20 protein-coding genes and 1 tRNA gene are annotated in these 21,658 nt (G+C 62.9%); 11 read left to right on the top strand and 10 right to left on the bottom strand.

All coding sequences use genetic code 11. From position 1 onward, the window contains the following. The 3 genes from mobA to OGL93_RS21880 all read left to right on the top strand — a co-directional run. Window positions 1-552 (top strand): molybdenum cofactor guanylyltransferase (gene mobA / locus OGL93_RS21890; RefSeq protein WP_263265122.1); only part of this gene is annotated, 552 nt, incomplete at its 5' end. A gap of 63 nt (window positions 553-615) precedes the next feature. Next, window positions 616-837, top strand: a complete 222-nt coding sequence (locus OGL93_RS21885) for a YgdI/YgdR family lipoprotein (protein WP_263265121.1) — start codon at window positions 616-618, stop codon at window positions 835-837. 69 nt (window positions 838-906) lie between these two features. Continuing rightward, a tRNA-Pro gene (locus OGL93_RS21880) sits at window positions 907-983 on the top strand. Window positions 984-1,123: 140 nt separating this feature from the next. Here the strand turns inward: OGL93_RS21880 and OGL93_RS21875 are convergent. From OGL93_RS21875 to OGL93_RS21855, 5 genes are all read right to left on the bottom strand, one after another. Next, window positions 1,124-4,213 carry a multidrug efflux RND transporter permease subunit gene (locus tag OGL93_RS21875; protein ID WP_263265124.1) on the bottom strand — a complete coding sequence of 1,030 codons (3,090 nt, stop codon included), beginning with the start codon at window positions 4,211-4,213 and terminating at the stop codon, window positions 1,124-1,126. Window positions 4,214-4,215: 2 nt separating this feature from the next. After that, window positions 4,216-5,334 (bottom strand): efflux RND transporter periplasmic adaptor subunit, encoded by a 1,119-nt coding sequence (locus tag OGL93_RS21870; protein WP_263265120.1) that lies wholly within the window; start codon window positions 5,332-5,334, stop codon window positions 4,216-4,218. A gap of 126 nt (window positions 5,335-5,460) precedes the next feature. After that, on the bottom strand, window positions 5,461-6,357 hold the full coding sequence (locus OGL93_RS21865; RefSeq protein ID WP_263265119.1) for a pseudouridine synthase: 897 nt from the start codon (window positions 6,355-6,357) through the stop codon (window positions 5,461-5,463). A 50-nt stretch (window positions 6,358-6,407) separates the two neighbouring features. Then, the gene (locus tag OGL93_RS21860; protein WP_263265118.1) at window positions 6,408-6,734 is read right to left on the bottom strand and encodes a transcriptional regulator; all 327 of its coding nucleotides are present in this window, start codon (window positions 6,732-6,734) and stop codon (window positions 6,408-6,410) included. 164 nt (window positions 6,735-6,898) lie between these two features. Then, window positions 6,899-7,135 carry a glutaredoxin family protein gene (locus OGL93_RS21855; RefSeq protein ID WP_263265117.1) on the bottom strand — a complete coding sequence of 79 codons (237 nt, stop codon included), beginning with the start codon at window positions 7,133-7,135 and terminating at the stop codon, window positions 6,899-6,901. Between the two features lie 228 nt (window positions 7,136-7,363). Here OGL93_RS21855 and OGL93_RS21850 point away from each other — a divergent pair, with 228 nt between their 5' ends. The 6 genes from OGL93_RS21850 to OGL93_RS21825 all read left to right on the top strand — a co-directional run bounded on the left by OGL93_RS21850 (window position 7,364) and on the right by OGL93_RS21825 (window position 11,798). Next, window positions 7,364-7,678, top strand: coding sequence for a DUF883 family protein (locus OGL93_RS21850; protein ID WP_263265116.1), 315 nt, complete (start codon window positions 7,364-7,366; stop codon window positions 7,676-7,678). Window position 7,679: 1 nt separating this feature from the next. Beyond that, window positions 7,680-8,084: a phage holin family protein gene (locus OGL93_RS21845; RefSeq protein ID WP_263265115.1), complete on the top strand. Its 405-nt coding sequence runs from the start codon at window positions 7,680-7,682 to the stop codon at window positions 8,082-8,084. Further along, window positions 8,081-8,416, top strand: coding sequence for a hypothetical protein (locus tag OGL93_RS21840; protein WP_263265114.1), 336 nt, complete (start codon window positions 8,081-8,083; stop codon window positions 8,414-8,416). The genes OGL93_RS21845 and OGL93_RS21840 overlap by 4 nt, the downstream gene beginning before the upstream one ends. Window positions 8,417-8,507: 91 nt before the next feature. Continuing rightward, window positions 8,508-9,671: an EAL domain-containing protein gene (locus OGL93_RS21835; RefSeq protein ID WP_263265113.1), complete on the top strand. Its 1,164-nt coding sequence runs from the start codon at window positions 8,508-8,510 to the stop codon at window positions 9,669-9,671. 59 nt (window positions 9,672-9,730) lie between these two features. Continuing rightward, window positions 9,731-11,062, top strand: a complete 1,332-nt coding sequence (locus tag OGL93_RS21830; protein WP_263265112.1) for a deoxyguanosinetriphosphate triphosphohydrolase — start codon at window positions 9,731-9,733, stop codon at window positions 11,060-11,062. Window positions 11,063-11,174: 112 nt separating this feature from the next. Next, complete coding sequence (locus tag OGL93_RS21825; protein WP_263265111.1) at window positions 11,175-11,798, top strand: response regulator transcription factor; 624 nt, start codon at window positions 11,175-11,177, stop codon at window positions 11,796-11,798. A 47-nt stretch (window positions 11,799-11,845) separates the two neighbouring features. Here the strand turns inward: OGL93_RS21825 and OGL93_RS21820 are convergent, their stop codons facing one another. Next, a complete protein-coding gene (locus OGL93_RS21820) occupies window positions 11,846-12,190 on the bottom strand; it encodes a YggL family protein (RefSeq protein ID WP_263265110.1) in 345 nt (114 codons plus the stop codon). Window positions 12,191-12,398: 208 nt separating this feature from the next. On the opposite strand from OGL93_RS21820, the gene dacB reads away from it, so the two are divergent. Then, complete coding sequence (dacB, locus tag OGL93_RS21815) at window positions 12,399-13,850, top strand: D-alanyl-D-alanine carboxypeptidase/D-alanyl-D-alanine-endopeptidase (protein WP_263265109.1); 1,452 nt, start codon at window positions 12,399-12,401, stop codon at window positions 13,848-13,850. On the opposite strand, the gene OGL93_RS21810 is transcribed toward dacB, so the two are convergent. After that, window positions 13,847-16,231 carry a diguanylate cyclase gene (locus OGL93_RS21810; RefSeq protein ID WP_263265108.1) on the bottom strand — a complete coding sequence of 795 codons (2,385 nt, stop codon included), beginning with the start codon at window positions 16,229-16,231 and terminating at the stop codon, window positions 13,847-13,849. The two genes, dacB and OGL93_RS21810, sit on opposite strands and share 4 nt — an antisense overlap. Before the next feature lie 118 nt (window positions 16,232-16,349). Further along, complete coding sequence (rlmKL, locus tag OGL93_RS21805; RefSeq protein ID WP_263265107.1) at window positions 16,350-18,557, bottom strand: bifunctional 23S rRNA (guanine(2069)-N(7))-methyltransferase RlmK/23S rRNA (guanine(2445)-N(2))-methyltransferase RlmL; 2,208 nt, start codon at window positions 18,555-18,557, stop codon at window positions 16,350-16,352. A gap of 514 nt (window positions 18,558-19,071) precedes the next feature. Here rlmKL and OGL93_RS21800 point away from each other — a divergent pair. Continuing rightward, a complete protein-coding gene (locus OGL93_RS21800; RefSeq protein WP_263265106.1) occupies window positions 19,072-19,287 on the top strand; it encodes a ribosome modulation factor in 216 nt (71 codons plus the stop codon). A gap of 101 nt (window positions 19,288-19,388) precedes the next feature. Here OGL93_RS21800 and OGL93_RS21795 read toward each other — a convergent pair whose 3' ends face one another. Both OGL93_RS21795 and OGL93_RS21790 read right to left on the bottom strand, forming a co-directional pair. Next, window positions 19,389-20,429: a quinone-dependent dihydroorotate dehydrogenase gene (locus tag OGL93_RS21795; protein WP_263265105.1), complete on the bottom strand. Its 1,041-nt coding sequence runs from the start codon at window positions 20,427-20,429 to the stop codon at window positions 19,389-19,391. A gap of 124 nt (window positions 20,430-20,553) precedes the next feature. Further along, complete coding sequence (locus tag OGL93_RS21790) at window positions 20,554-21,609, bottom strand: OmpA family protein (protein WP_263265104.1); 1,056 nt, start codon at window positions 21,607-21,609, stop codon at window positions 20,554-20,556. Window positions 21,610-21,658 lie beyond the last annotated feature (49 nt).

The following is a 21,658-nucleotide window of genomic DNA, read 5'->3' as shown; positions in this document are numbered from 1 at the left end:
GCCGGAGGCCAAGGCGCTCGGGTGGGCGGCCAAGACAAGGGCCTGCTGACCTGGCAAGGCGCGCCGATGATCGCTCACTTGCATGCCCTGGTGCGCCTGCTCACAGATGACCTGATCATCTCGTGCAACCGCAACGCCGACTGCTACGCCCCGTATGCCGATCAACTCGCCGCCGACAGCGAACCGGGGTTTCCCGGGCCAATGGCGGGGCTTCGCGCCGGGCTGGCCCGGGCGCGATACGCGAGGCTACTGGTGCTGCCCTGCGATGTGCCTGGCCTGGATGCCGAGTTAATAACCCGCATGCTCGCACTCCATGCCCAGGCGCCTGAGGTCCCGTTGATCATCCGCCAGGGCGGGGCCTGGGAGCCGCTGCTGTGTGTGCTACCGTGCTCGGCGCGGGCAGCGTTCGAAACTGCATGGGCAAATGGCGAACGCAGCCCGCGGAGGGTGCTGCTGGCCTTGCAACCGCAAGCGCTGGACTGCCCGGAGGGCGATCCACGGTTGCGCAACTTCAATACATTGACCCTGATCAACGGCGGCGCACTTGAGTGAGGAACTTGCAGGAGTGCGTTACGTCTTACGAGGGTCAAGAAGAACACTTTCCGGAGATTCGCAATGTCCAACAGGATCCTTCCCGCACTGATGCTCGCAGCCGGCCTGGCCGCACTGGCGGGATGCTCCACGCCAACGGTCATCACCTTGAATGACGGCCGTGAAATCCAGGCGGTCGACACGCCTAAATATGACGAAGAGTCCGGTTTCTATGAAATCGAGCAGCTCGATGGCAAGCAGACTCGCGTCAACAAGGATCAAGTGCGTACCGTCAAAGAGCTTTGATTCCTGGCATAAAAGGCACGGGATCAAAGGGTTGCAGAGGCTGGCGGACGGCGATATGCTTCGTGTCATCGGAGTGTAGCGCAGCCAGGTAGCGCGTCTCGTTCGGGACGAGAAGGCCGCAGGTTCGAATCCTGTCTCTCCGACCACCTCTCGGTTTCGAGCTGATCTATCAGCTGCCGAAACGCCCCCTGAAAGCCCGCCTTGCGCGGGCTTTCTTGTGTCTGGCTCATCCTGAGCGGCGTTGCCCTCAAGGGGGCCTCGATGTGCCGAGCCCCCTTATGCTCGGTCAGCGCCGCCGCCTCATCACCCAGACAAAGAAACTTGGCACCAGCAACACGCCGAGCAGGGTCGCGCTGAGCATCCCGCCGAATACGCCGGTACCGATGGCCCGCTGGCTGGCTGCGCCGGCGCCATTGGCGAGCATCAGCGGCACCACGCCGAGCATGAACGCCAGCGACGTCATCATGATTGGCCGCAAGCGCAGGCGCGCGGCGGTCAGCGCCGCCTCGCGCAAGCTGTGCCCTTCGGCGAGCAAAGAGCGGGCGAACTCGACGATCAGGATCGCGTTCTTCGCCGCCAGGCCAATGATCGTGATCAGGCCGACCTTGAAGTACACGTCGTTTGGCATACCCAATAGCGACACCGCCGCTACAGCTCCAAGGGCACCAACCGGCACAATCAACATCACCGCCACTGGCACGGCCCAGCTCTCATAAAGCGCCACCAGCAACAGAAACACCACGCCGATGGCCAACAGGAACAGTTGAGCCGCCTGGCCACTGGCAATGCGCTGCTGGTAAGACAGGCCGGTCCATTCATAGCCGATGCCCGGCGGCAGCGTGGCGAGGACGGTTTCGAGCTCCGCCATGGCTTGACCACTGCTGACCCCCGGGGCCACGTCACCACTGATGCGAATACTGGGGTAACCGTTATAGCGCGCAATCTGCACCGGTCCGACTTCCCAGCGGGTTGTGATGAACGCCGCCAGAGGCACCAGTGCGCCGGAACTGCCGGGCACCTGCAACTGCAACACTTGTTCCGGTGTCATGCGCGAACGCTGTTCAGCCTGAATCACCACCCGCTGCTGCCGGCCGCCATTAGTGAAGTCGTTAACCGCAGCCGAGCCGAAGGCGCTGGCCAGCGCCGAACTGACGGTATTGAAATCGACGCCTAACGCCCGCGCCTTTTCCCGGTCGATGTTCAGCCGCAGCTGCGGAGCATCGGCCAGCCCTTCCATCATCGCGTAGAGGAACGCCGGGTTCTGCGCCACCTTGCCGAGCAGTTGGTCCCGTGCCGCCAGCAGGGCCTCGCGTCCCAGGCCGGCGCGGTCTTGCAGGCGCAAGGCAAAGCCGCCCGAGCTGCCGAGGCCGTCGATCGGGGGTGGGGTCACAGCCATCAGAGCACCGTCCATATTGGATGAGAAGCGCTCGTTGACCTTGGCACTCAACGCCTGGGCCGAGCTGCTTGCGTCACGCTGGCTCCAATCGACCAAGGTGGGAAACGCCAGCGCGGCGTTTTCGCCCATGCCAGAAAAACTATAACCAAGGATGAAGAACGTCGAGGCCACCGCCGGATTCTGGGCCAGGAATCGCTCCAGTTCCTGGCCAGTCGCGGAGGTCCGCGCCTGGGTGGCGTTTACCGGGAGCTGCACGTCGACGATCAGGTAGCCCTGGTCTTCGACCGGCACGAAGGACTCCGGCAAGCGTAGATAGCCATACCCCAGCAGGGCAACGAGTGTTAGGTAGCCGAGCATTGCCCAGCCACCGCGCCTGAACAACCCCTCGTTCAAGGCACTGTAGCGTTGGGTCAGGCGGCCGAAGCCGCGGTTGAAGGCGCCGAAGAAGCCGGTTTTATCCGCATGGCCCGCAGCAACAGGCTTGAGCAACGTAGCGCAGAGCGCGGGCGTGAAGGTAAGCGCGACGAACCCGGAGAACAGAATCGAGACCGCCAGTGACAACGAGAACTGCCGATAGATCACCCCCACCGAGCCGGACATGAAGGCCAGCGGCAGGAATACCGCGGCGAGCACCAGGGTAATCGCCACGATAGCCCCTGCGACCTGCCCCATCGCCTTGGCCGTGGCGGCCGCTGGGCCCACGCCCTCCTCCGCCATGATTCGCTCGACGTTCTCCACTACCACGATGGCGTCATCCACCAGGATGCCGATCGCCAGCACCATGCCGAACATGGTCAGCATGTTCACCGAGAAACCCAGGGCATACATGATCGCCAGCGTGCCCAACAAACAGACCGGCACGACGATGGCCGGGATCAGGGTGTAACGGATGTTCTGCAAGAACAGGAACATCACCAGGAACACCAGCACCATGGCTTCGACCAGGGTTTGTATCACCTTGCCAATAGCGACGTTCACGAACAACGACGTGTCGTAGGGGATGGACCATTCCATATCTGCCGGGAAGTTGACCTCAAGCTCACCCAGGCGCTTGCGCACGGCATCAGCGGTCGCCAGGGCATTGGCCTGGGGCGCCAACTGGATCGCCGCGCCGACCGCCAGCCTGCCGTTGAGCCGAGTCGCGAAGTTGTAATCCTGGCTACCCAGCTCAATGCGCGCTACGTCCTTGAGCGCGACCTGGGCGCCACTGCTGCTGGACCGCAGCACGATGTTGCCGAACTGTTCGGGTGTCACCAAGGTGCCCTGAACCGCCAGGGTGGCCGTAAGCTCCTGCCCCGGCGCGCCAGGGGCTGCGCCGAATGCACCGGCGGGCACTTGGATATTCTGCGCCGCGATGGCGGCGCGTACATCGTCGATGCCAAGCCCATAGCCGATCAGCGCCTGCGGGTCCACCCAGATCCGCATCGCTGCCTCGGAGGCAAAGAACTGCACCTTGCCCACCCCGGGCAAGCGGCGTATTTCATTGTTGACGTTACGCGCGGCATAGTCGGCCAATGCCACCGGATCCTGGCGAGCTGCGCTTTCCTTATAGCTCATGGCATAGATCAGCAAAAAACCTGCGCTGGTCTGCTGAACGTCGATCCCCTGGTTCAATACCGCCTGGGGAATACGCGCCTCGGCTTTTTTCATGCGGTTCTGCACATCCACCTGAGCGAGCGCGGGCTCGGTGCCCGGGCGGAAGGTCACCACGATCTCGGCAATGCCATTGGAGTTGCTGGTGGATTCGAAATACAAAAGGCCAGTGGCGCCGTTGAGCTCTTCCTCTATTACGCTGCTGACCGAATCGGCCAGCACCTGGGCCGAGGCGCCGGGGTACGTCGCGGTAATGGTGATCTGCGGCGGGGCCACGCTCGGGTATTGCGCCACTGGCAACAGAGGAATGGCCAGCAAGCCGGCCAAGCAGATGAACAACGCCACGACCCAAGCGAAATTGGGCCGCTCGATAAAGAAAGCAGGCAGCTTCATGGCTGCGCCGCCAACTGAGCGTCGACGCTGTCACCGGGATGCACGTTGGCTTGGCCGCCAACGATAACCTTGTCCCCGGCCGCAAGCCCGGACGTTATGCGCCAGCCGTCAGGCAGCATCGCTCCGGTTTCCACTGCCCGGGCCTGGACGGTACCGTCCTCGGCCACCGCCAATACCTGCGCTTGGCCATCCTGGCCGCGCTGTACCGCCCGCTGGGGGATGATGATCGCCGCCGGGTCGTTACCCTGCGGCACCCGCACACGGACATACATGCCAGGCAACAGCCAGTGGTCCGGGTTAGGAAAGCGCCCGCGCAGGCTAACCTGGCCGGTCTGGCGATCGACGCTCACATCGCTGAACAACAGCGTCCCCTCCACCTGGCGGGGCAGCCCTTCAACCTGCAGGCTGAGCTTAGCCTGGCCGGAAGCGGTACCTTGCCCTTCGCGCAAGCGCAACGCGTCCACAACGGGCTGGTTGAAGTCGGCGTAGACTGGGTCGAGTTGCTGAATGCGCGCCATCAGCGTGGCCTCTCCTTGGCCGACCAACGCCCCCTCGGTTACCAGGGCCCGGCCGATGCGCCCGGAAATCGGCGCGCGCACAGACGCGTAGGCAAGGTTAAGGCGCGCGGTCTCGACGTCGGCTTCGGCGCTTTGTCGCGCCGCCTTGGCAGCGGAAAAACTGACCCGCGCGCTGTCCAGGTCCTGGCCACTTACCGCACCCTCCCCGGCCAAGGCCTCGGCACGTTTCAAACGGGCCTGGGTGTCCTGCACCTGCGCTGCGCTGCGCGCCAGCTCACCCTCGGCCCGCGCCAGGACGGCCCGCAGCGGGGCCGGATCGATGACGAACAATAACTCTCCGGCCTTAACGTCCGCGCCCTCGGTGAAGCGCTGCTCAAGCACTACACCGGCGACCCGCGCGCGTACCTCCGCCACCCGCACAGCCTCGATACGGCCTGGCAATTCCGCGAACAGCGCCAGCGGCTCTGGCTTGACAGTGACGATCTGCACTCGCGGCTTGGCCGGAACCGCCGGCGCGGGGTGCTGATCGCAAGCGGCCAAGGCCAGCAAGGCGGCGCCATATAGCGTGTAACGACGCCACACTCGACGAGATTGCATATGGCCTCCAAGCCAAGTTACAAGGCCGCGATAATAGTTCAACGTTTCGCTCTGCGATAAAGCTGCGGTAAAAAAACCTATCAAATCAGGATTTTTCCAGTTTCGATTTATTACCGGCAGCGAGCGCTAGGGCACCTGCAAGCCAAGCTGGCTTTGAAAGCTACGCGCCTCGCCGGTGAGGGGATCATTGAATGCCAGCGCACGCGCCAGCAGCTGGAGCGGCCTAGCAAGGTTGTCCGGCTCGCCCGCCGGCGCAGTGGAAGGGTAGAACGGGTCGTTGCAGATAGGCGCGCCCAGGCCGGCCATATGCACGCGCAGTTGGTGAGTGCGGCCGGTCACCGGAAACAGGCGGTAATGCCACACCGCCCCTTGCGCGCTGGCCACTTCAATGCGGGTTTCGCTGTTAGGCTCCCCGTCCACCTCGCGCATGCAGAAGAAGGGCTCTCCTCGGGCGATGCGGCTGCGCCGTACGTGCGGGAAGGCCAGGTGGGGTAAGGCGGAAGCCACGGCTTCGTAGGTTTTTTCGATACGCCGCGTAGGAAACAGCTGCTGATAAGGGCCACGGGTCGCCGGGTTGGTCGAAAACATCACCAAGCCCGCGGTGTGCCGGTCGATCCGATGCAGCGGCACCAAATGAGCATTGCCCGTGGACCGTATCAAACGGCGCAGCAGCGTTTGCTCGACGAACTCGCCCGCTGGGGTTACCGGCAAAAAATGCGGCTTGTCCGCTATCAGAAGGTGCTCATCTTCAAAAAGCACACGCTCCTGTACGGGTATTGGCCGCTCTACAGGCACTTCGCGGTAGTAATGCACGCGTAACCCTGCGCGATAAGGCTGCTCCGAGCCCAACGGCTGCCCCTGCGCGTCCAGTACTCGACCGCGAGCGAAGCGGTCGGCCCACTGGGCCCGGCCAACCGCAGGAAAATGGTCGGCAAGGCAATCCAGAACGGTAGCCCAGCATCCTACCGGAAGGCAGAGGGTGCTGGCCTGGGACAGGGATGGATCGAAGGGTGACGCGGGCATCGGCAGGCTCCACAGGGCGGGCCAGGATTATCCTCTTGTCTGCCCGTGGATCAAAGCACCACGCTTTGCTTGTGCCCGGCAGCCAGTGCCTTGGCTTGAGCTTCGAGCCAGCGCAAAACCTCTACCGCGTCCCAACGGGCGGGATCGAACAAGGCATAGGCCTGGCCTTGAAGGCCGACGACGTCCAGGCGCTGGTGATATCCAGCGCGCTGGAACAATGCTTCGATTTCAGCGAAGCAGGTATTGAAATGGAGTTTGCTGAACGGAGTTTTGCCTTCCATAACCAGGCCGTCCAAGCGGAGATCCAGCACCGCTTCGAAGACGGTTTCTGGGGTCATGCGGTTCACACTGGTTTTGAGCTGCTGAATGTTGATCACGTTGCTTTCCTTAGTGTGCTGGCGCAAAGCCGCATGCCCACTGTATTTTTATACAGCATATAAACACATGGGGACAAAGGCAACGAACGCTCGTCTGCCAGGCTTGCGCGAATCCGTTCGGGAGGCATTGTGCAACGGGGTTGAACGCTTTGGCACAGAGGAGGTTATTTCAGAAAGTGAACCACTTGATCGGGGTTGAACGGCCAGGCCAGTACAGCTCCGGTGTCTACCCGGCGCAGCAGGGGCGCGCGGGCCTCGTAGCTCGAAGGCACGCCGCCCGCTTGATGCAGGTCGATCAGTTCCACCCACAGGCCATGCTCCACCAGCGGCAGCAGCGCAGCCTCGGCCAGCGCACAGCGAGGGCAATTGAGAATGACGAAGAGCTGGCATTCAGGGCACATGGCGCTGGACCTTGGGCGCGAAGCTTACAGTTTAGCCCCCCGTTGGCCTATCGGCCACGGCCGACCGGCGCACGACCGCGCCCTTCTATGGTTCAAGGCCCGAGGTCATGCACCGTGGCGGTTCACTCACGGTGCACCAGCACAAGGCGGAAAAATGTAGCGCCACCGTGCTGAACCTTGACGACGAAACGGCACTCGAACCTCAAAGCCAATGTAAGGAGGACGCCCATGACCCGCGACATCGTGAACACCGCGCAAGACGTGCTGACCGCCGACTTCCAGACCCTCATCCGCGACACCGAGAAACTGTTGGAACATACCGCCACCCTGGCTGGAGAGCAGGCAGAGGAACTGCGCGAGCAGATCAAGGCAAGCCTGGCCAAGGCCAAGGTCGGGCTCAGGGAAACCCAAGCCCAGCTGCGCGAGCAAGGCGCGGCCGCGCTGGTAGTGGCTGAAGACTATGTTCAGGCGAATCCACTTCCGGCCATCGGCATTGCCGCGGGGGTAGGTTTTCTCGTAGGCCTGCTGGCTACAAGGCGCTGATATGAACCCGGATCGCGACTCCACCTCCCAGCTGCCACCTGGGGGCGAAACTACTGGCTCCCACGGTCGTCGGCTGGGGGGCGCCTTGCTCGGATGGCTGCACAGCCATATCGAGTTGCTTGGCATCGAGCTACAGGAGCAAAAGGCCCGCACCCTCAGCCTGCTGCTATTTGCGGGCCTGGCGCTGGTGTTTGCCTTGCTTGCGCTGGTGGCACTGTCTGGGCTGATCCTGATCCTGCTCTGGGATAACTACCGCATTCCCGGGATGATTGGCCTGTGCGTGTTCTATGTTTTGGCGGGCCTGTTCTGCGCGATGCGGCTCAAGGCCGCGATTTTCGACGAGTCTTCGCCCTTCCATGCAACCCTTGAAGAGCTCGCCAATGATCGGGAGCGACTGCTGCCATGAACCGACATAGCGTGCCCAATGGGGCTACCCGCCGTGAAATGCGCAAGGCCTTGATACGCCTGCGCATGGAAATGCACCGTCAGGAAATCCGCCAGGAGTCCCGGCAACTGGTGAATCCCTTCTCGCGCCTGCGCACGATGGGCCAGGGGCTGAACAAGAACCTGGGTGTGCGCCATGCGCCGTTGTGGGGGGTTGGCCTTGTCAGCCTGCTAGGGTTCTTCTCCGGCAAAGGCGCCCGCAAGGGCGGGATCGGCGCGGCCGCGCGCCTGGCCAAGCTTGCAGTGAGCCTGGTGCCATTGCTCAAGCTGCTCCAGGGCGCCAGCAGGCGCTGACCCACCTCAAGCCGGCTTGGCTGCATTCTTGCAGCGCAAGCCGGATGGGCCCCGAGCAGTGTGTGAAGGGCCCCCTTCTTGAGGAGTCCTTGTGTTCAACGGGCAGCCGCTGGCCTGCTTCCAGCCCTTTATCGACACCGCCACCGGCCGCATCGCCGGCGTTGAGGCTTTAGGCCGGCTGCGCCACGACGACGGTACGCTCACTTCCGTAGGCCCACTGTTCGCCGAGCATCAACTGCCAGTGGCCGCGCTGCGCGAGCTAGACCGAGAAATTCGCGACAATGCGCTGGCCCGCTTCGCCGAAGCCCCAGCAGACTGGTTCCTGAGCCTGAACATGTCCCCGCGCTGGATGACCCGGCTTAAACCCGGGCAGCAGTTGCCGAGCCTCGAGCAACTCGCCCGGCACCGCGTGGACCCCGCCCGGGTCGTATTTGAAATCGTTGAATTGAGCGGTGACAACCAACGCCTGGCCGAGGTGGTGCACGGTTATCGGCAGGCAGGCGCGCGAGTGGCCGTGGATGATTTCGGCGCCGGTTATTCCCAGCTGGATCGGGTATTAGCCTTGCAGCCAGACATCCTCAAGCTGGACATGCGCTTGTTTCAGGCAGCCGCGAAAGGCGGGCCAAGCAGCGAGGTGGTCAAGGCACTGGCCCTGATGGCGGAGAAAACCGGCTGCTGGATCATCGCCGAGGGCGTGGAAACCGAAGCGGAGCTGCAATTTGCCCTGGAGTGCGGCGCACGCTACGTGCAGGGTTATCTGTTTGCCGCGGCCGAGCCCGGATTCTTCGCGGCGGATGCCTTCGTGGCGCCTTTCGCCAGGCTGCGCCAGACCTACGTGCGAAACAAGCTGGCCGAGCGCAGCCGGCTGATGCAACTGCGCGGCGAACTGGTCGAGCTGATGGCTCGCCTGCAGGGCTGGGCTCAGGCAGGTGGGGTGGCGGCTCAACTGCCAGACATGACGGCCTATCCGTGGATGCTGCGGTTTTACCAGTGTGACCGGCATGGCACCCAGCTGACCCCTAACCTGGATTGGCGGCGAGGCGGTTGGCAGCTGGATGACAGTTATGTGGGCCACAACTGGTCATGGCGGCCATATTTTTACCAGTTGCTCGCCGAAGGCTGGGACGAGCGCCGGCTGATACTGTCCAACACCTATCGCGATGCCACCACCAACCAATACTGCCTCACCGCCGGGCAGTTTTTCGATCATGGCCAGCGCTTGCTGTTGATCGACGTGGACGCCGCAACGCTTTAGCGGTTGCGGTGTGACCGGGATGGCGGGAAGCTAGCCTGGATCAATGACGGAGAAGCGCCTTGGATTGGCAAACACTGCTCACCCGTGAGCGGCTGGGCAAACCCCTGCTCAGCACTGAAGAGCTCGGCCGCACCCCTTTCCACAAGGATCACGACCGGATCATCTTTTCCGGTGCCTTTCGCCGCCTGGGCCGTAAAACCCAGGTCCACCCGGTTTCGAGTAACGATCACATCCACACCCGCCTGACCCACTCGCTCGAAGTGAGCTGCGTCGGGCGCTCACTGGGCATGCGCGTGGGCGAGACCCTGCGCGGCGAGTTGCCCGCCTGGTGCGACGCGGCGGATCTGGGCATGGTGGTGCAGTCCGCCTGCCTGGCGCACGACATCGGCAACCCGCCGTTCGGCCATTCCGGCGAGGACGCCATTCGCTCCTGGTTTCAACAAGCGGCCGGGCGCGGCTGGCTCGATAGCATGAACGAGGCCGAGCGCCTGGATTTCCTTAACTTCGAAGGTAACGCACAGGGCCTGCGCGTGCTGACCCAACTGGAATATCACCAGTTCGAAGGTGGCATGCGGCTGACCTACGCCACACTCGGAACTTACCTCAAGTACCCCTGGACGGCCCGGCATGCCGACTCGCTGGGGTATAAAAAGCATAAGTTCGGCTGTTACCAGAGCGAGCTGCCACTGCTCGAGCAAATTGCCGGGCGCCTCGGCCTGCCGCTGCTCGAGCCAGGGCGCTGGGCGCGCCACCCCCTGGTGTACCTGATGGAGGCGGCCGACGACATCTGCTATGCGCTGATCGACCTTGAGGACGGCCTCGAGATGGAACTGCTCGAGTATGCGGAGGTTGAAGCGCTGTTGCTCGGGCTGGTGGGCGATGACCTGCCGGAAACCTACCGCCAGCTCGGCCCACAAGACTCACGCCGGCGCAAGCTGGCGATCCTTCGCGGCAAGGCGATCGAACACCTGACCAACGCCGCGGCACGCGCGTTCGTCGAGCAGCAGCCCGCACTGCTCGCCGGCACCTTGATCGGCGATCTCGTTGAACACATAGATGGGCCGGCCAAGCTCTGCGTGCTGGGCGCCAAAGAGATCGCCCGGCACAAGATCTTCCAGGACAAGCGCAAGACCCTCCACGAAATCGGCGCCTACACCACGCTTGAAGTCCTGCTCAATGCCTTTTGCGGGGCCGCGCTGGAACAGCACGGCGGACGGCAGCTGTCGTTCAAGAACCGGCGCATTCTCGACCTCATGGGCGGCAATGCGCCAGAGCCTAGCTGGCCCCTGCATGCCGCCTTCTTGCGCATGATCGATTTCATCGCCGGCATGACCGACAGCTACGCCAGCGAGATGGCCAGTGAAATGACTGGCCGCGCTATTCCGGTGTGATGAGCGCGCCGCGCGGAAAACTCTGATAAACCCGGGCCAGCCCCGGGTTCCCTGCCGCTGCCGAGGCCAACTGAGCTAATGTCCCGCTCCTGATTGCAGTAAGGAAGCGGGAATGGGCTCGGTATTTATCATTGAAGATCATCCGGTCATTCGTTTAGCAGTACGGATGGTGCTCGAAAACGAAGGCTACGAAGTGGTCGGGGAAACCGACAACGGGGTGGACGGCATGCGCCTGGTGCGTGAATGCGCACCGCGGCTGGTCATCCTCGACATCAGCTTGCCCAGGCTCGATGGCCTCGAGGTGTTGGCACGCTTCCAGGCCATGGACATGCCTTACCGCGTGCTAGTGCTCACCGCGCAGGCACCGCAGCTGTTCGCCATCCGCTGCATGCAGCTGGGCGCAGCCGGTTACGTGTGCAAGGTGGAGGACCTGACCGAACTGCTCAGCGCGGTCCGGGCGGTATTCGCCGGTTATAACTACTTCCCCAGCCAGGCATTAGATAGCAGCGACGACCCTGAGCGCAGCGCGGAGCTAGGGCTGTTTCGCCAAGTGAACGATCGGGAGCTGATGGTGCTGCAACTGTTCGCCCAAGGCCGAACGAACAAGGAAATCGCTGACGGCATGTTCCTGAGCAACAAGACGGTCAGTACTTACAAGAAGCGCCTGATGCACAAGCTCAAGGCGAAATCGCTGGTCGAACTGCTGGAAGTCGCCAAGCGCAATGGGGTGATCTGATCAATGCAGGGGCAGCCTGGGCCGCCCCTGCAGACACACCGGGTGCCTCAGGCAGCCGGGTTGATCGGCTTTTCCGGGTACCACACGTCCAACAGCGGGCTGACCTCGACATTGGTCAGCTCTGCGCGGCCCTTGAGCCAGGCTTCAACGGCGGCGCGCTGTTCTTCACTGACCGAGCCACGCTTGGCCAGGCACACCAGGCCGAAGTCGTCTCCGCCAACGTAGTCCACACCGTTGGCCTTCATCGCTTCGTCGAGGAAAGCAGTGAGGAAGGCGTCGATTTCGGCCTCGCTCAGGTCTTCCTTGAACTCCAGGTTCAGTTCGAAGCCCAGTTCCTGGAATTCGTCCACGCAGAGTTTCTTGCGCAGGCGGCGGGAGCGGTTTGTAGCCATTGTGTCATTCCTCATGAGTTTCAAGCGCGGCACTTTACCAGTTCAGCATGACAATTACTGGCCGGCGTGGCACCGCATAGAAAATTTCCTACGGCCGGTCCCGGGCGACGCCCAGGCTGGCGGCGCATCATGCATAATGCGCAACGTTAGCGGGAGCCTTCATCTTTCCATGCTCCTTTTCCCAAGCGTGCCATAGAGCTATCTGTTCATGATCAAAACCATGCGCCCGTTGTTTGTCGCCAGCCTGCTTTTATCCCTCGTCACCCCCCTTCATGCCGCCCCTGCCAGCCTCACGCCCAAGGTTGAGCAGGCACTCAAGGCGAGCAAGCTCGACGATAATGCGCTGTCACTCGCCTTGGTGCCCCTGAGCGGGCCGGGCTCCACCACGTTGTTCAATGCCGATGTGTCGGTGAACCCGGCCTCGACCATGAAGCTGGTGACCACCTTTGCCGCGCTGGAGCTGCTGGGCCCTACCTTCCAATGGAAAACCGAGTTCTATACCGACGGCACCCTGAGCAATGGCGTGCTCCACGGCAACCTCTACGTCAAGGGCGGTGGGGACCCCAAGCTGAACATGGAAAAACTCTGGCTGTTGATGCGCGACCTGCGCGCCAACGGCGTCCAGCAGGTGACCGGCGACCTGGTGCTGGACCGCAGCTTCTTCAAGCAGCCCCAGTTGCCGGTGTTCAACGACGACGGCAACGACGAGAACGCGCCCTTCCTGGTCCGCCCCGATGCGTTGATGATCAACCTCAAGGCCCTGCGCTTCGTCGCGCGCAACGATGCGGGCAAGGTCACCGTGGCGGTGGAACCGCCCGTGGGCACCATCCACCTGGACAACCAGGTCAAGGCGATTCCGGGCAGCAAATGCACGGGCGAAGTGCGCTATAACCCAGTCCCCCAGCCCGACGGAATCAGCGTGGTGGTCAGCGGCCAACTGGCTGACGGTTGCAGCTCGCAAACCTACCTCTCGTTGCTCGATCACTTTGCCTACTCGGCAGGCGCCATCCGCGCCATCTGGTCGGAGCTTGGCGGCAGCATCAGCGGTGCCGACCGCGACGGCTCGGTGCCGCGCAACGCCCGCCTGCTGGCACGCGCATTTTCTCCAGACCTGGCCGAAATCATCCGTGACATCAATAAGTACAGCAACAACACCATGGCCCAGCAGTTGTTCCTGACCATAGGCGCGCAATTTCGTACCGATGCCGACCCGGATGACGCCAAGGCAGCCCAGCGGATGATCCGTCAGTGGCTGGCGAAAAAAGGCATTACCGCACCGCACCTGGTGATGGAAAACGGCAGTGGGCTGTCACGTGACGAGCGCGTCAGCGCCCGTGAGATGGCTACCTTGCTGCAAGCGGCCTGGCGCAGCCCCTACGCCGCCGAATTCATGAGCTCGATGCCGCTGGTGGGCATGGATGGCACCATGCGCAAACGCCTCAAGCACACCGCCATGGCGGGTGAGGGCCATATCAAGACCGGCACCTTGAACACCGTCCGCGCCATCGCCGGCTTTAGCCGGGACGTCAACGGCAACACCTGGGCGGTCGTGGCGATCCTCAACGATCCCAAGCCGTGGGGCGCGCGTTCGGTGCTCGACCAGGTGCTGCTGGACCTGTACAACCAGCCACGCACCGCAAGCACTGCCGCGCTTCCTTAACCTTCCGCCACCTGGTCACGCCCGCTCTGCTTGGCCAGGTACACCCCCGCGTCTGCCCGCGCCAGCAGCGCTTCGGCGGTGTCATCGGCGCGCCATCCGGCCACGCCGAAGCTGGCGGTCACGTTACCTACGCCGTCGATGGGCGTACTGCGCAGTGCCTGCCATAGCTGCGTGGCCAAGTGCCGCGCCTGCTCGGCATTGCTGCCTGGGCACAAGACCACGAACTCCTCCCCGCCCAGGCGGCACAGCACATCGTTGCGGCGCAGGCGCTGAGCGAGGATCCGGCAGATGGTTTGCAGTACGCGGTCACCCACCGGATGGCCGAAGCGGTCGTTGATCCATTTGAAGTGGTCGATATCCAGCATCACCAGCGCCAGGCTCGAAGGCTCGCGGCAGGCTCGCTCCAGCTCCGCGCCCAGGCGCTCTTGGAAGTAGCGGCGGTTATAGGCGCCAGTGAGCGAATCGGTCACCGATAACCGGCGAAGCTCCTGCTCCACGTGTTTGAGGTCGCTGATATCTGACAGGTAACCGTGCCAGCGTACCCCACCCTCCGCCAACGGCTCGGGGGTGGCCTCGCCACGCACCCAGCGTTCGCCCCGGATCGGCAGGCATACACGGTACTCCGCCTGCCAACGGGTCAACTGGCGCGCCGAGGCCTCGATAGAGTCGAGCACGGCCTCCAGGTCGTCAGGGTGTATGCGCTTGAATACCGGGGAAGCGTCTGAAGCGAGGACTTGCAGGTCGATTTCGTAGATGTCTCGTAGCCCAAGGCTTGCGTACTCGAACGCGCAGGTACCATCAGCGTTGAGGCGAAACTGGTAGATCCCACCCGGGACCTCGGCGCTGAGCTGCTCCAGCTGGCGGTCACGCGCGGCAAGGGCCTCCAGCGTGCGCAGGCTCTCGGTGATATCGATGCACACCGCCAGATAACCGATAGCCTCGCCATGCTCGTCGCGAACGGCGGTAACCAGCATGTTCACCGTCAAGTGTGAGCCATTGCGCCGTAGCAGCGTCCAGTGATGGGCCTGGGGTGAGCCTAACGCATCGCCTTCAAGAAGCATGGCGTGGGCAGGAGGCACCGCGCGCCCTAGCCGCGTTTGCAGCTCGGCAGCCTGCGCCTGCAACTCGGCGTGCTGGTGCAGGTCCCCCAGGCGCAGGCGTCCCACCACCTGATGCTGGCTATAGCCCAACATCCGCTCCGCCCCGGCATTGAAGGTGGTTATGAGGCCGGTCAGGTCCGTGGCGATGATGGCCACCTCGGTTGCGGCGTCCAGCACATTGCGCAGCTGCCCATGGGTTTGCCGAAGCTGATGTTCGCTATGGCTCAGCTCGGCGGTTCGCTGGTTGACCAGGCGCAGGGCGCGTTGGCGTTGCGTGACCAGGCTGTAGAGCAACGTACAGAGCAGCAAGGTCAGCAAGGTGCCCAAGGTAGCGATCACCGCGCCCACCACAGAGCGGTTGCTGCTGATGAACACATCATTGGGGCTCAGCTCGATCTGGTAACCGCGATCTGCCAGGTGCAGCAGGCGCCTCACCTTGAGCGAGGCATCCCCCGAGGCCCCGCCGGAGGCATAGAGCACTTCATGCTCGCCAGGGCTGGAGAGGTCGAGGATGCGCACGCTCAGGTTATCTTCACCAGGGCCTGGCAGCCCGTCGGCGAGCAGTTCGTGCAGGCTGATAACAGCGCTGACGAAGCCGCGTAGCCGCTCAGCGCCCTCGCTCGTCGAGGGTGTGGGCAGGTCATACACCGGCGCCACGACCACTACCCCACGGCTGTAGGGGGGCTCTATCCCTAGCAGATCCAACGGCGCAGACACCGCCAGCCCATGCGTGTTGAGCGCACTGTTGAGCGTGGCGCGGCGCAGCGGATGAGACCATAGGTCTAACCCATACGGGCTGCTACCCGCCCTGGCGAACGTGCTGAAAAGAATAGGGAAGTAGGTGTCGGCGGGCGGTGACGCCACCAGCTCGCCCTTAGGGCTCAGGGCTCGAATGAGCAACCCTGCCCTGGCTTCGAACTCGCCGCGCTCCTGCGCTCGAACCTCCGGCATCCAGGAAAACGCTCGGGTGCGCACCAGCAACGGCCGGGCGAAGCCCTCGAAGCTTTGTTCGGTTAGGCCCTGCGACCAGGTAATGAATCGCCGCAGGCTATCGAGCCGCTGTGCCTGATCGAGCAGCCGCTCCTCGATGCGTGCGGTACGCTCGCTGGCCAATAGCTCAAAGCGTTGGCGAACCTGCTGCCTGGCGAGCACATCGGCGGTGATCGCCAGCGCCGACGTCACGACCGTACCCAACGCCAGCCCCATGAGCGCGACTCGCCAGGCCGAGGCCCCCTCATCGATAAAGCCGAGAATTTTCGGCTTGCCTGCTTGCGAAGACATACCCGTTACTCTGAATGCCGGGGTGTGTAGATAACCGGCACGAGCAGTTATAGCCACTGGCCACTATTTTAACCAGTGGCGAATGGCCTCCCCTGCTTCTATCAGATAAAAGGTGACTCTATTGGGCCTGAATGCGCCAGGCCCGGTGAATGCGCTCGTTCCGGGCGAAGTCCGGGTCCACGGTTTGCCGGCTGATCTCCTCGATGGCATACCGGGCCATCAGGCTATCGTCCAGCTGGAACCGGCGGAAGTTGTTGGAGAAATACAACACTCCACCCTTCGCCAGGCGGGCTATGGCCAGGTCGAGCAAACGCACGTGGTCACGTTGAACGTCGAACACCCCTTCCATGCGCTTGGAGTTAGAGAAGGTCGGTGGATCGATGAAGATCAACTCATACTCCCCCCGGTCCTCTTCCAGCCACGTCATCACGTCGCTCTGGACCAACTGGTGGCGCTCGGAATAACCGTTGAGGGCAAGGTTACGGCGTGCCCAGTCCAGGTAGGTTTTCGACAGGTCCACGCTGGTAGTGGCGCGCGCCCCGCCCTTTGCGGCGTGCAGCGTGGCGGCGCCGGTATAGCAGAACAGGTTCAGGAAGCGCTTGCCGCTGGCTTCACGCTGGATGCGCAGACGCATCGGCCGGTGGTCTAGAAATAGCCCGGTATCGAGGTAGTCGGTGAGGTTCACCAGAAGGCGCACGCCCCCCTCGGCAACCTCCATGAAGGCCCCCTGGGTCGCCTGACGCTCATACTGGCGGGTGCCGCTTTGGCGCTCGCGGCGCTTGAGCACCACGTTCTTCGAGTCCACGCCCAAGGCCACAGGGATCGCCCCCAGCGCGTCGAACAGGCGCGCCTGAGCCTTCTGCGGGTCTATCGACTTGGGCGCGGCGTACTCCTGCACGTGTACCCAATCCTGATAGAGGTCAATGGCGAAGGCATATTCAGGCATGTCCGCGTCATATACCCGGTAGCACTGCACCTGCTCGCGGCGGGCCCATTTGCCCAACTGGCGCTGGTTCTTCTGTAAACGGTTGGCGAACATCTGAGCACCTTCGCTCAGGCGCGCCTTTTGCGCGGCTTCACCGGCCACTGCGGGCAGCTCGGGCTCCGCCGCGGCAGAATCGGCTGCCGGCGCAGCACGGCGCTCGCCCGTGACGAACTGCTGGGGGAGCACATCGAGCAGCAGCAGTTTGCACGGGAGCGCACCGTTCCAGAATGCATATTGCTTGTGGCTGCGAATGCCCATTCGTTTACCGAGGTCCGGCGCAGCGGTGAAGATCGCCGCGTGCCAGTTCAGGCACGCCTGGCGCAGGCGTTCACCCAAATGCTGGTAGAGATACACCAAGCTGGCTTCATCACCCAGGCGCTCCCCATAAGGTGGGTTACACACCACCAAGCCTTTCTGGTTCTGGTCTGGCCGCGGCTCGAAGGTGGCGAGCTCGCCTTGGTAGATCTTCACCCACTCGCTCAAGCCAGCTCGCTCGATGTTGTTCCGGGCGGGTTGAATCAGCCGAGGGTCGGCTTCATAGCCGCGAATCCAGGCAGGCTTGCGCGCAAGGCCGTCGCGTGCTCGCTGGCTGGCCTCGTCGTGAACCTTCCGCCATACGGCCGGCACATGCCCGAGCCAACCACTGAAGCCCCAGCGCTCCCGACGCAGGTTAGGTGCAAGGTCGGCGGCAATCATCGCCCCCTCTACAAGGAAGGTCCCCACACCGCACATGGGGTCTGCCAAGGCACCGCCTTCGGCAGCGATCCGCGGCCATCCGGCGCGGATAAGAATGGCCGCCGCCAGGTTTTCCTTGAGCGGCGCAGCCCCCTGCTGCAGCCGATAGCCGCGCTGATGCAGGCTGTGGCCGGACAGGTCCAGAGAAAGAATGGCTTCGCCACGATCCAGGCGCAGGTGGATGCGCAGGTCCGGATTCAACTTGTCTACGCCGGGGCGTTGGCCATCCGGGCCGCGGAGGCTGTCGACGATCGCATCCTTGACCTTCAAGGCGCCGAAGTGAGTGTTATCGATACCCGAGCCATGTCCGCTGAACTCCACCGCAAGGGTACCGGCTGGGTCCAGGTGCTCGGCCCACTCTACCTCGCGCACTCCGGCGTACAGGTCGTCGGCATTGGCCATGGAAAAGCGCTTCAGCACCAACAGCACCCGGTTTGCCAGGCGCGACCACAGGCACAGGCGGTAGGCGGTTTCCATGCTCGCCTGGCCTCGCACGGCGGCGGTATGTTCACGCACCTCAGCTAGGCCTAGGGTGGCAGCCTCCTCCGCTAACAACCCTTCGAGGCCCTTGGGGCAGGTCAGGTAGATCTCAAATACATCCGACATTGCATAACGCCTGTAAAGTGCCCGCGAACGCATCCGCCGGGCCGGTTAATCGAGCGCTGTTTCCGCCAGCGCTGCCTTGGCACTCTGAGTGCCTGCCGCCAAGAACGCCCCTTGCGTAAAAAGGGTTTAGACGCCCTGACAGTGTGAAAAATCATCCAGAAACAATTACCACGACCTCTGGTCGTACTTTTTCCCAACGCCTCAGCAAGGTCGCTTCGCTGAGCCAAGCCGAATCCAGGCGGTTCCCTTCCAGTCAAATCAAAGGCTTGGGCGCCTCCAACAGCGCCGGGTGCAGTACATTCATATGGCGGGATGCACTAAAGATTACGTTGTTATTACAAAACGTTCATTCCCTCGGCCTTCAAGGTTGTTTAGAACTGACCTCAGGCCGCGCTGCAACGGCGCGTCTTCCTGGCCTGCGACGCCGGCAGCAGGCTCCATCACCGGCAGTTGAATACTGCCCGGCCCAGCAGTGGCCGACGGGACATAAGTCAACAGACGAGGGCTACACCCTATGAGAAGACTCAAGCGTGATCCGTTGGAACGAGCATTTCTTCGCGGCTATCAGAACGGCCTCCATGGCAAATCCCGGGAGCTTTGCCCCTTTACCCTACCTTCGGTTCGTCAGGCGTGGATCAACGGTTGGCGAGAAGGACGTGGTGACAACTGGGATGGCATGACCGGTACGGCCGGGCTCCATAGACTCAACGAGCTTCACGCGGTCGGCTGACACCCGACAGGCTCTCTCCTCCTTGCCGCCTGAACGGCGGCGGCCCATGCAACCACGGTTGCCGGGCCTCAACGGGGGCACCGCCCCGCGGCGCCCCCGCTTCAGAACCCCACCCGGGCACCTACCGGCATGGCCGCAATCGCGTCGACAGCTTCACGGATCAGCGCCGGGCCGCGGTAAATGAAACCAGAGTAGATCTGCACCAAGCTCGCGCCCGCTTCGATTTTCTCTGCCGCGTGCCGCCCCTCGGTGATCCCGCCCGCCGCGATGATCGGCAAAGCCCCCTTGAGCTCGGCCGCCAACACACGAACGGTGTGTGTGCTCTTTTCGCGCACCGGTGCTCCCGAGAGCCCGCCAGCCTCATCGCCGTGAGGCAGGCCCTGCACGCCCTCACGGGACAGCGTGGTGTTGGTGGCGATCACCGCATCCATGCCCGTCGCGATCAGCGCCGAGGCCACTTGGGCGGTTTCCTCGTCGGTCATGTCGGGGGCGATCTTGATCGCCAGCGGTACCCGGCGCCCGCTGGCGAGTGCCAAGGCCTCACGGCGGGTGGCTAGCGCGTCGAGCAGCGCCTTGAGTGAATCGCCGAACTGTAGGCTGCGCAGGCCCGGGGTATTGGGCGAACTTACGTTGACCGTGACATAGCTGGCGTGGGCATAGACTTTTTCCAGGCACAGCAGGTAGTCGTCCTGAGCACGCCCTACCGGGGTGTCGAAATTCTTGCCGATATTGATCCCCAGCACGCCCTCATAGCGCGCCGCTTTCACTCTTTCTACCAAATGATCGACGCCGAGGTTGTTGAACCCCATGCGGTTGATGATCGCGGTAGCCTGCGGCAGGCGGAACAACCGGGGCTGTGGGTTGCCGGGCTGCGGGCGCGGCGTCACGGTGCCGATTTCCACGAATCCGAAACCCAACTGGGCGAAGCCATCGATGGCAGCGCCATTTTTATCGAGCCCAGCAGCGAGCCCTACTGGGTTGGCGAACTGCAAGCCCATCACCGTGGTAGGCAAACGCGCGGGTGCCTTGGTCAGCAGCCGGTTGATGCCCAGCCGCCCGCCGGCGCCGATAAGGTCCAGCGACAGGTCGTGGGAAGTTTCCGCGGACAGTTTGAACAGCATCTGGCGGGCCAGGTCGTACATGGTCGGCTTGCTCGGCATGGGTCGAAAAACAGCCGGCAGTATAGAGAATCCCGCAGGGCTGCGGCAGAAAACGGGCAAAAAAAAGCCCGGGCGATTGCCCGGGCTCTTCCGATGCTCAGCCCAATTACTTGGCTTGAGCTTCGACTTCAGCTTCTACGCGACGGTTGATCGCACGGCCAGCGTCGGTTGCGTTGTCGGCAACCGGACGGCTTTCACCGTAGCCAACGGAGTTCACGCGGGAACCTTCAACACCGTATTGCTTGACCAGCACGTCACGAACGGCCGATGCACGGCGCTCGGACAGCTTCTGGTTGTAAGCGTCGGTACCAACGGAGTCGGTGTGACCTTCAACGGTGGTGCTGGTAGCCGGGTACTGCTTCATGAAGTCGGCCAGGTTCTTGATGTCGGCATAGCTGTTAGGCTTGACGACCGACTTGTTGAAGTCGAACTTCACGTCCAGCTCAACACGTACGGTTTCGGCAACGGCTGGGCAGCCATCAGCGTCAACGGTGGTGTTGGCAGGGGTGTTCGGGCACTTGTCAACGTTGTCGCAAACGCCGTCGTTGTCCGAATCGGAGCACACTTCAGCAACCGGAGCCGGCGCTGCGGCCACTTCCTGCTGCTTGGCGCCGCCACCGAAGTTCACGCCAACACCTACGCTTGGCGCCCACTCGGTTTCGCCGCGGTCGATGTTGTACATGGCTTCAACGCCAGCACGGGCATAGACGTTTTCGGTGAAGTAGTACTTGGCACCGCCACCTGCGTTGAAGAAGGTGGAGTGGTCACGACCGCTGTGGCCATGAGCTTCGACGTTGCTGATGCTCTGTTGCGAGAAGCCAGCGGAGAGGTAAGGACGCAGGCCTACACCTGGGGTACCGAAGTGGTACACAGCGTCCAGGGCAGCGTCGCCACCGTGGATCTTCTGGTTGCCGGTGCCATTGTTCGACCGAATGTTGTGGATGCCGTCGTAGCCCAAACGCAGCTCGACGTCGTCGGTCAGGAAGTAACCGATCGAACCGCCGTACAGGTTGGCGTCGTCCAGGTCGCGAGAACTGTCGGTGTAGTACTTCTTGGTGAACAGCTCACCCTCGACTGCGCCTTGGCCTTGTGCCAATACGCCGAAAGAGGTTGCGGCAACAAGAGAGCCAATGGCCAGGCCCAAGGTGTTTTTCAGTTTCATCCGTTAAATCCCCATCTGGTGATTGTTAAGCGATCCCACCAGGACTGCG

This window comes from Pseudomonas sp. RIT-PI-S, assembly GCF_025642975.1.
Lineage (GTDB): Bacteria > Pseudomonadota > Gammaproteobacteria > Pseudomonadales > Pseudomonadaceae > Aquipseudomonas.
This window is presented reverse-complemented; position numbering and strand designations above follow the sequence as displayed.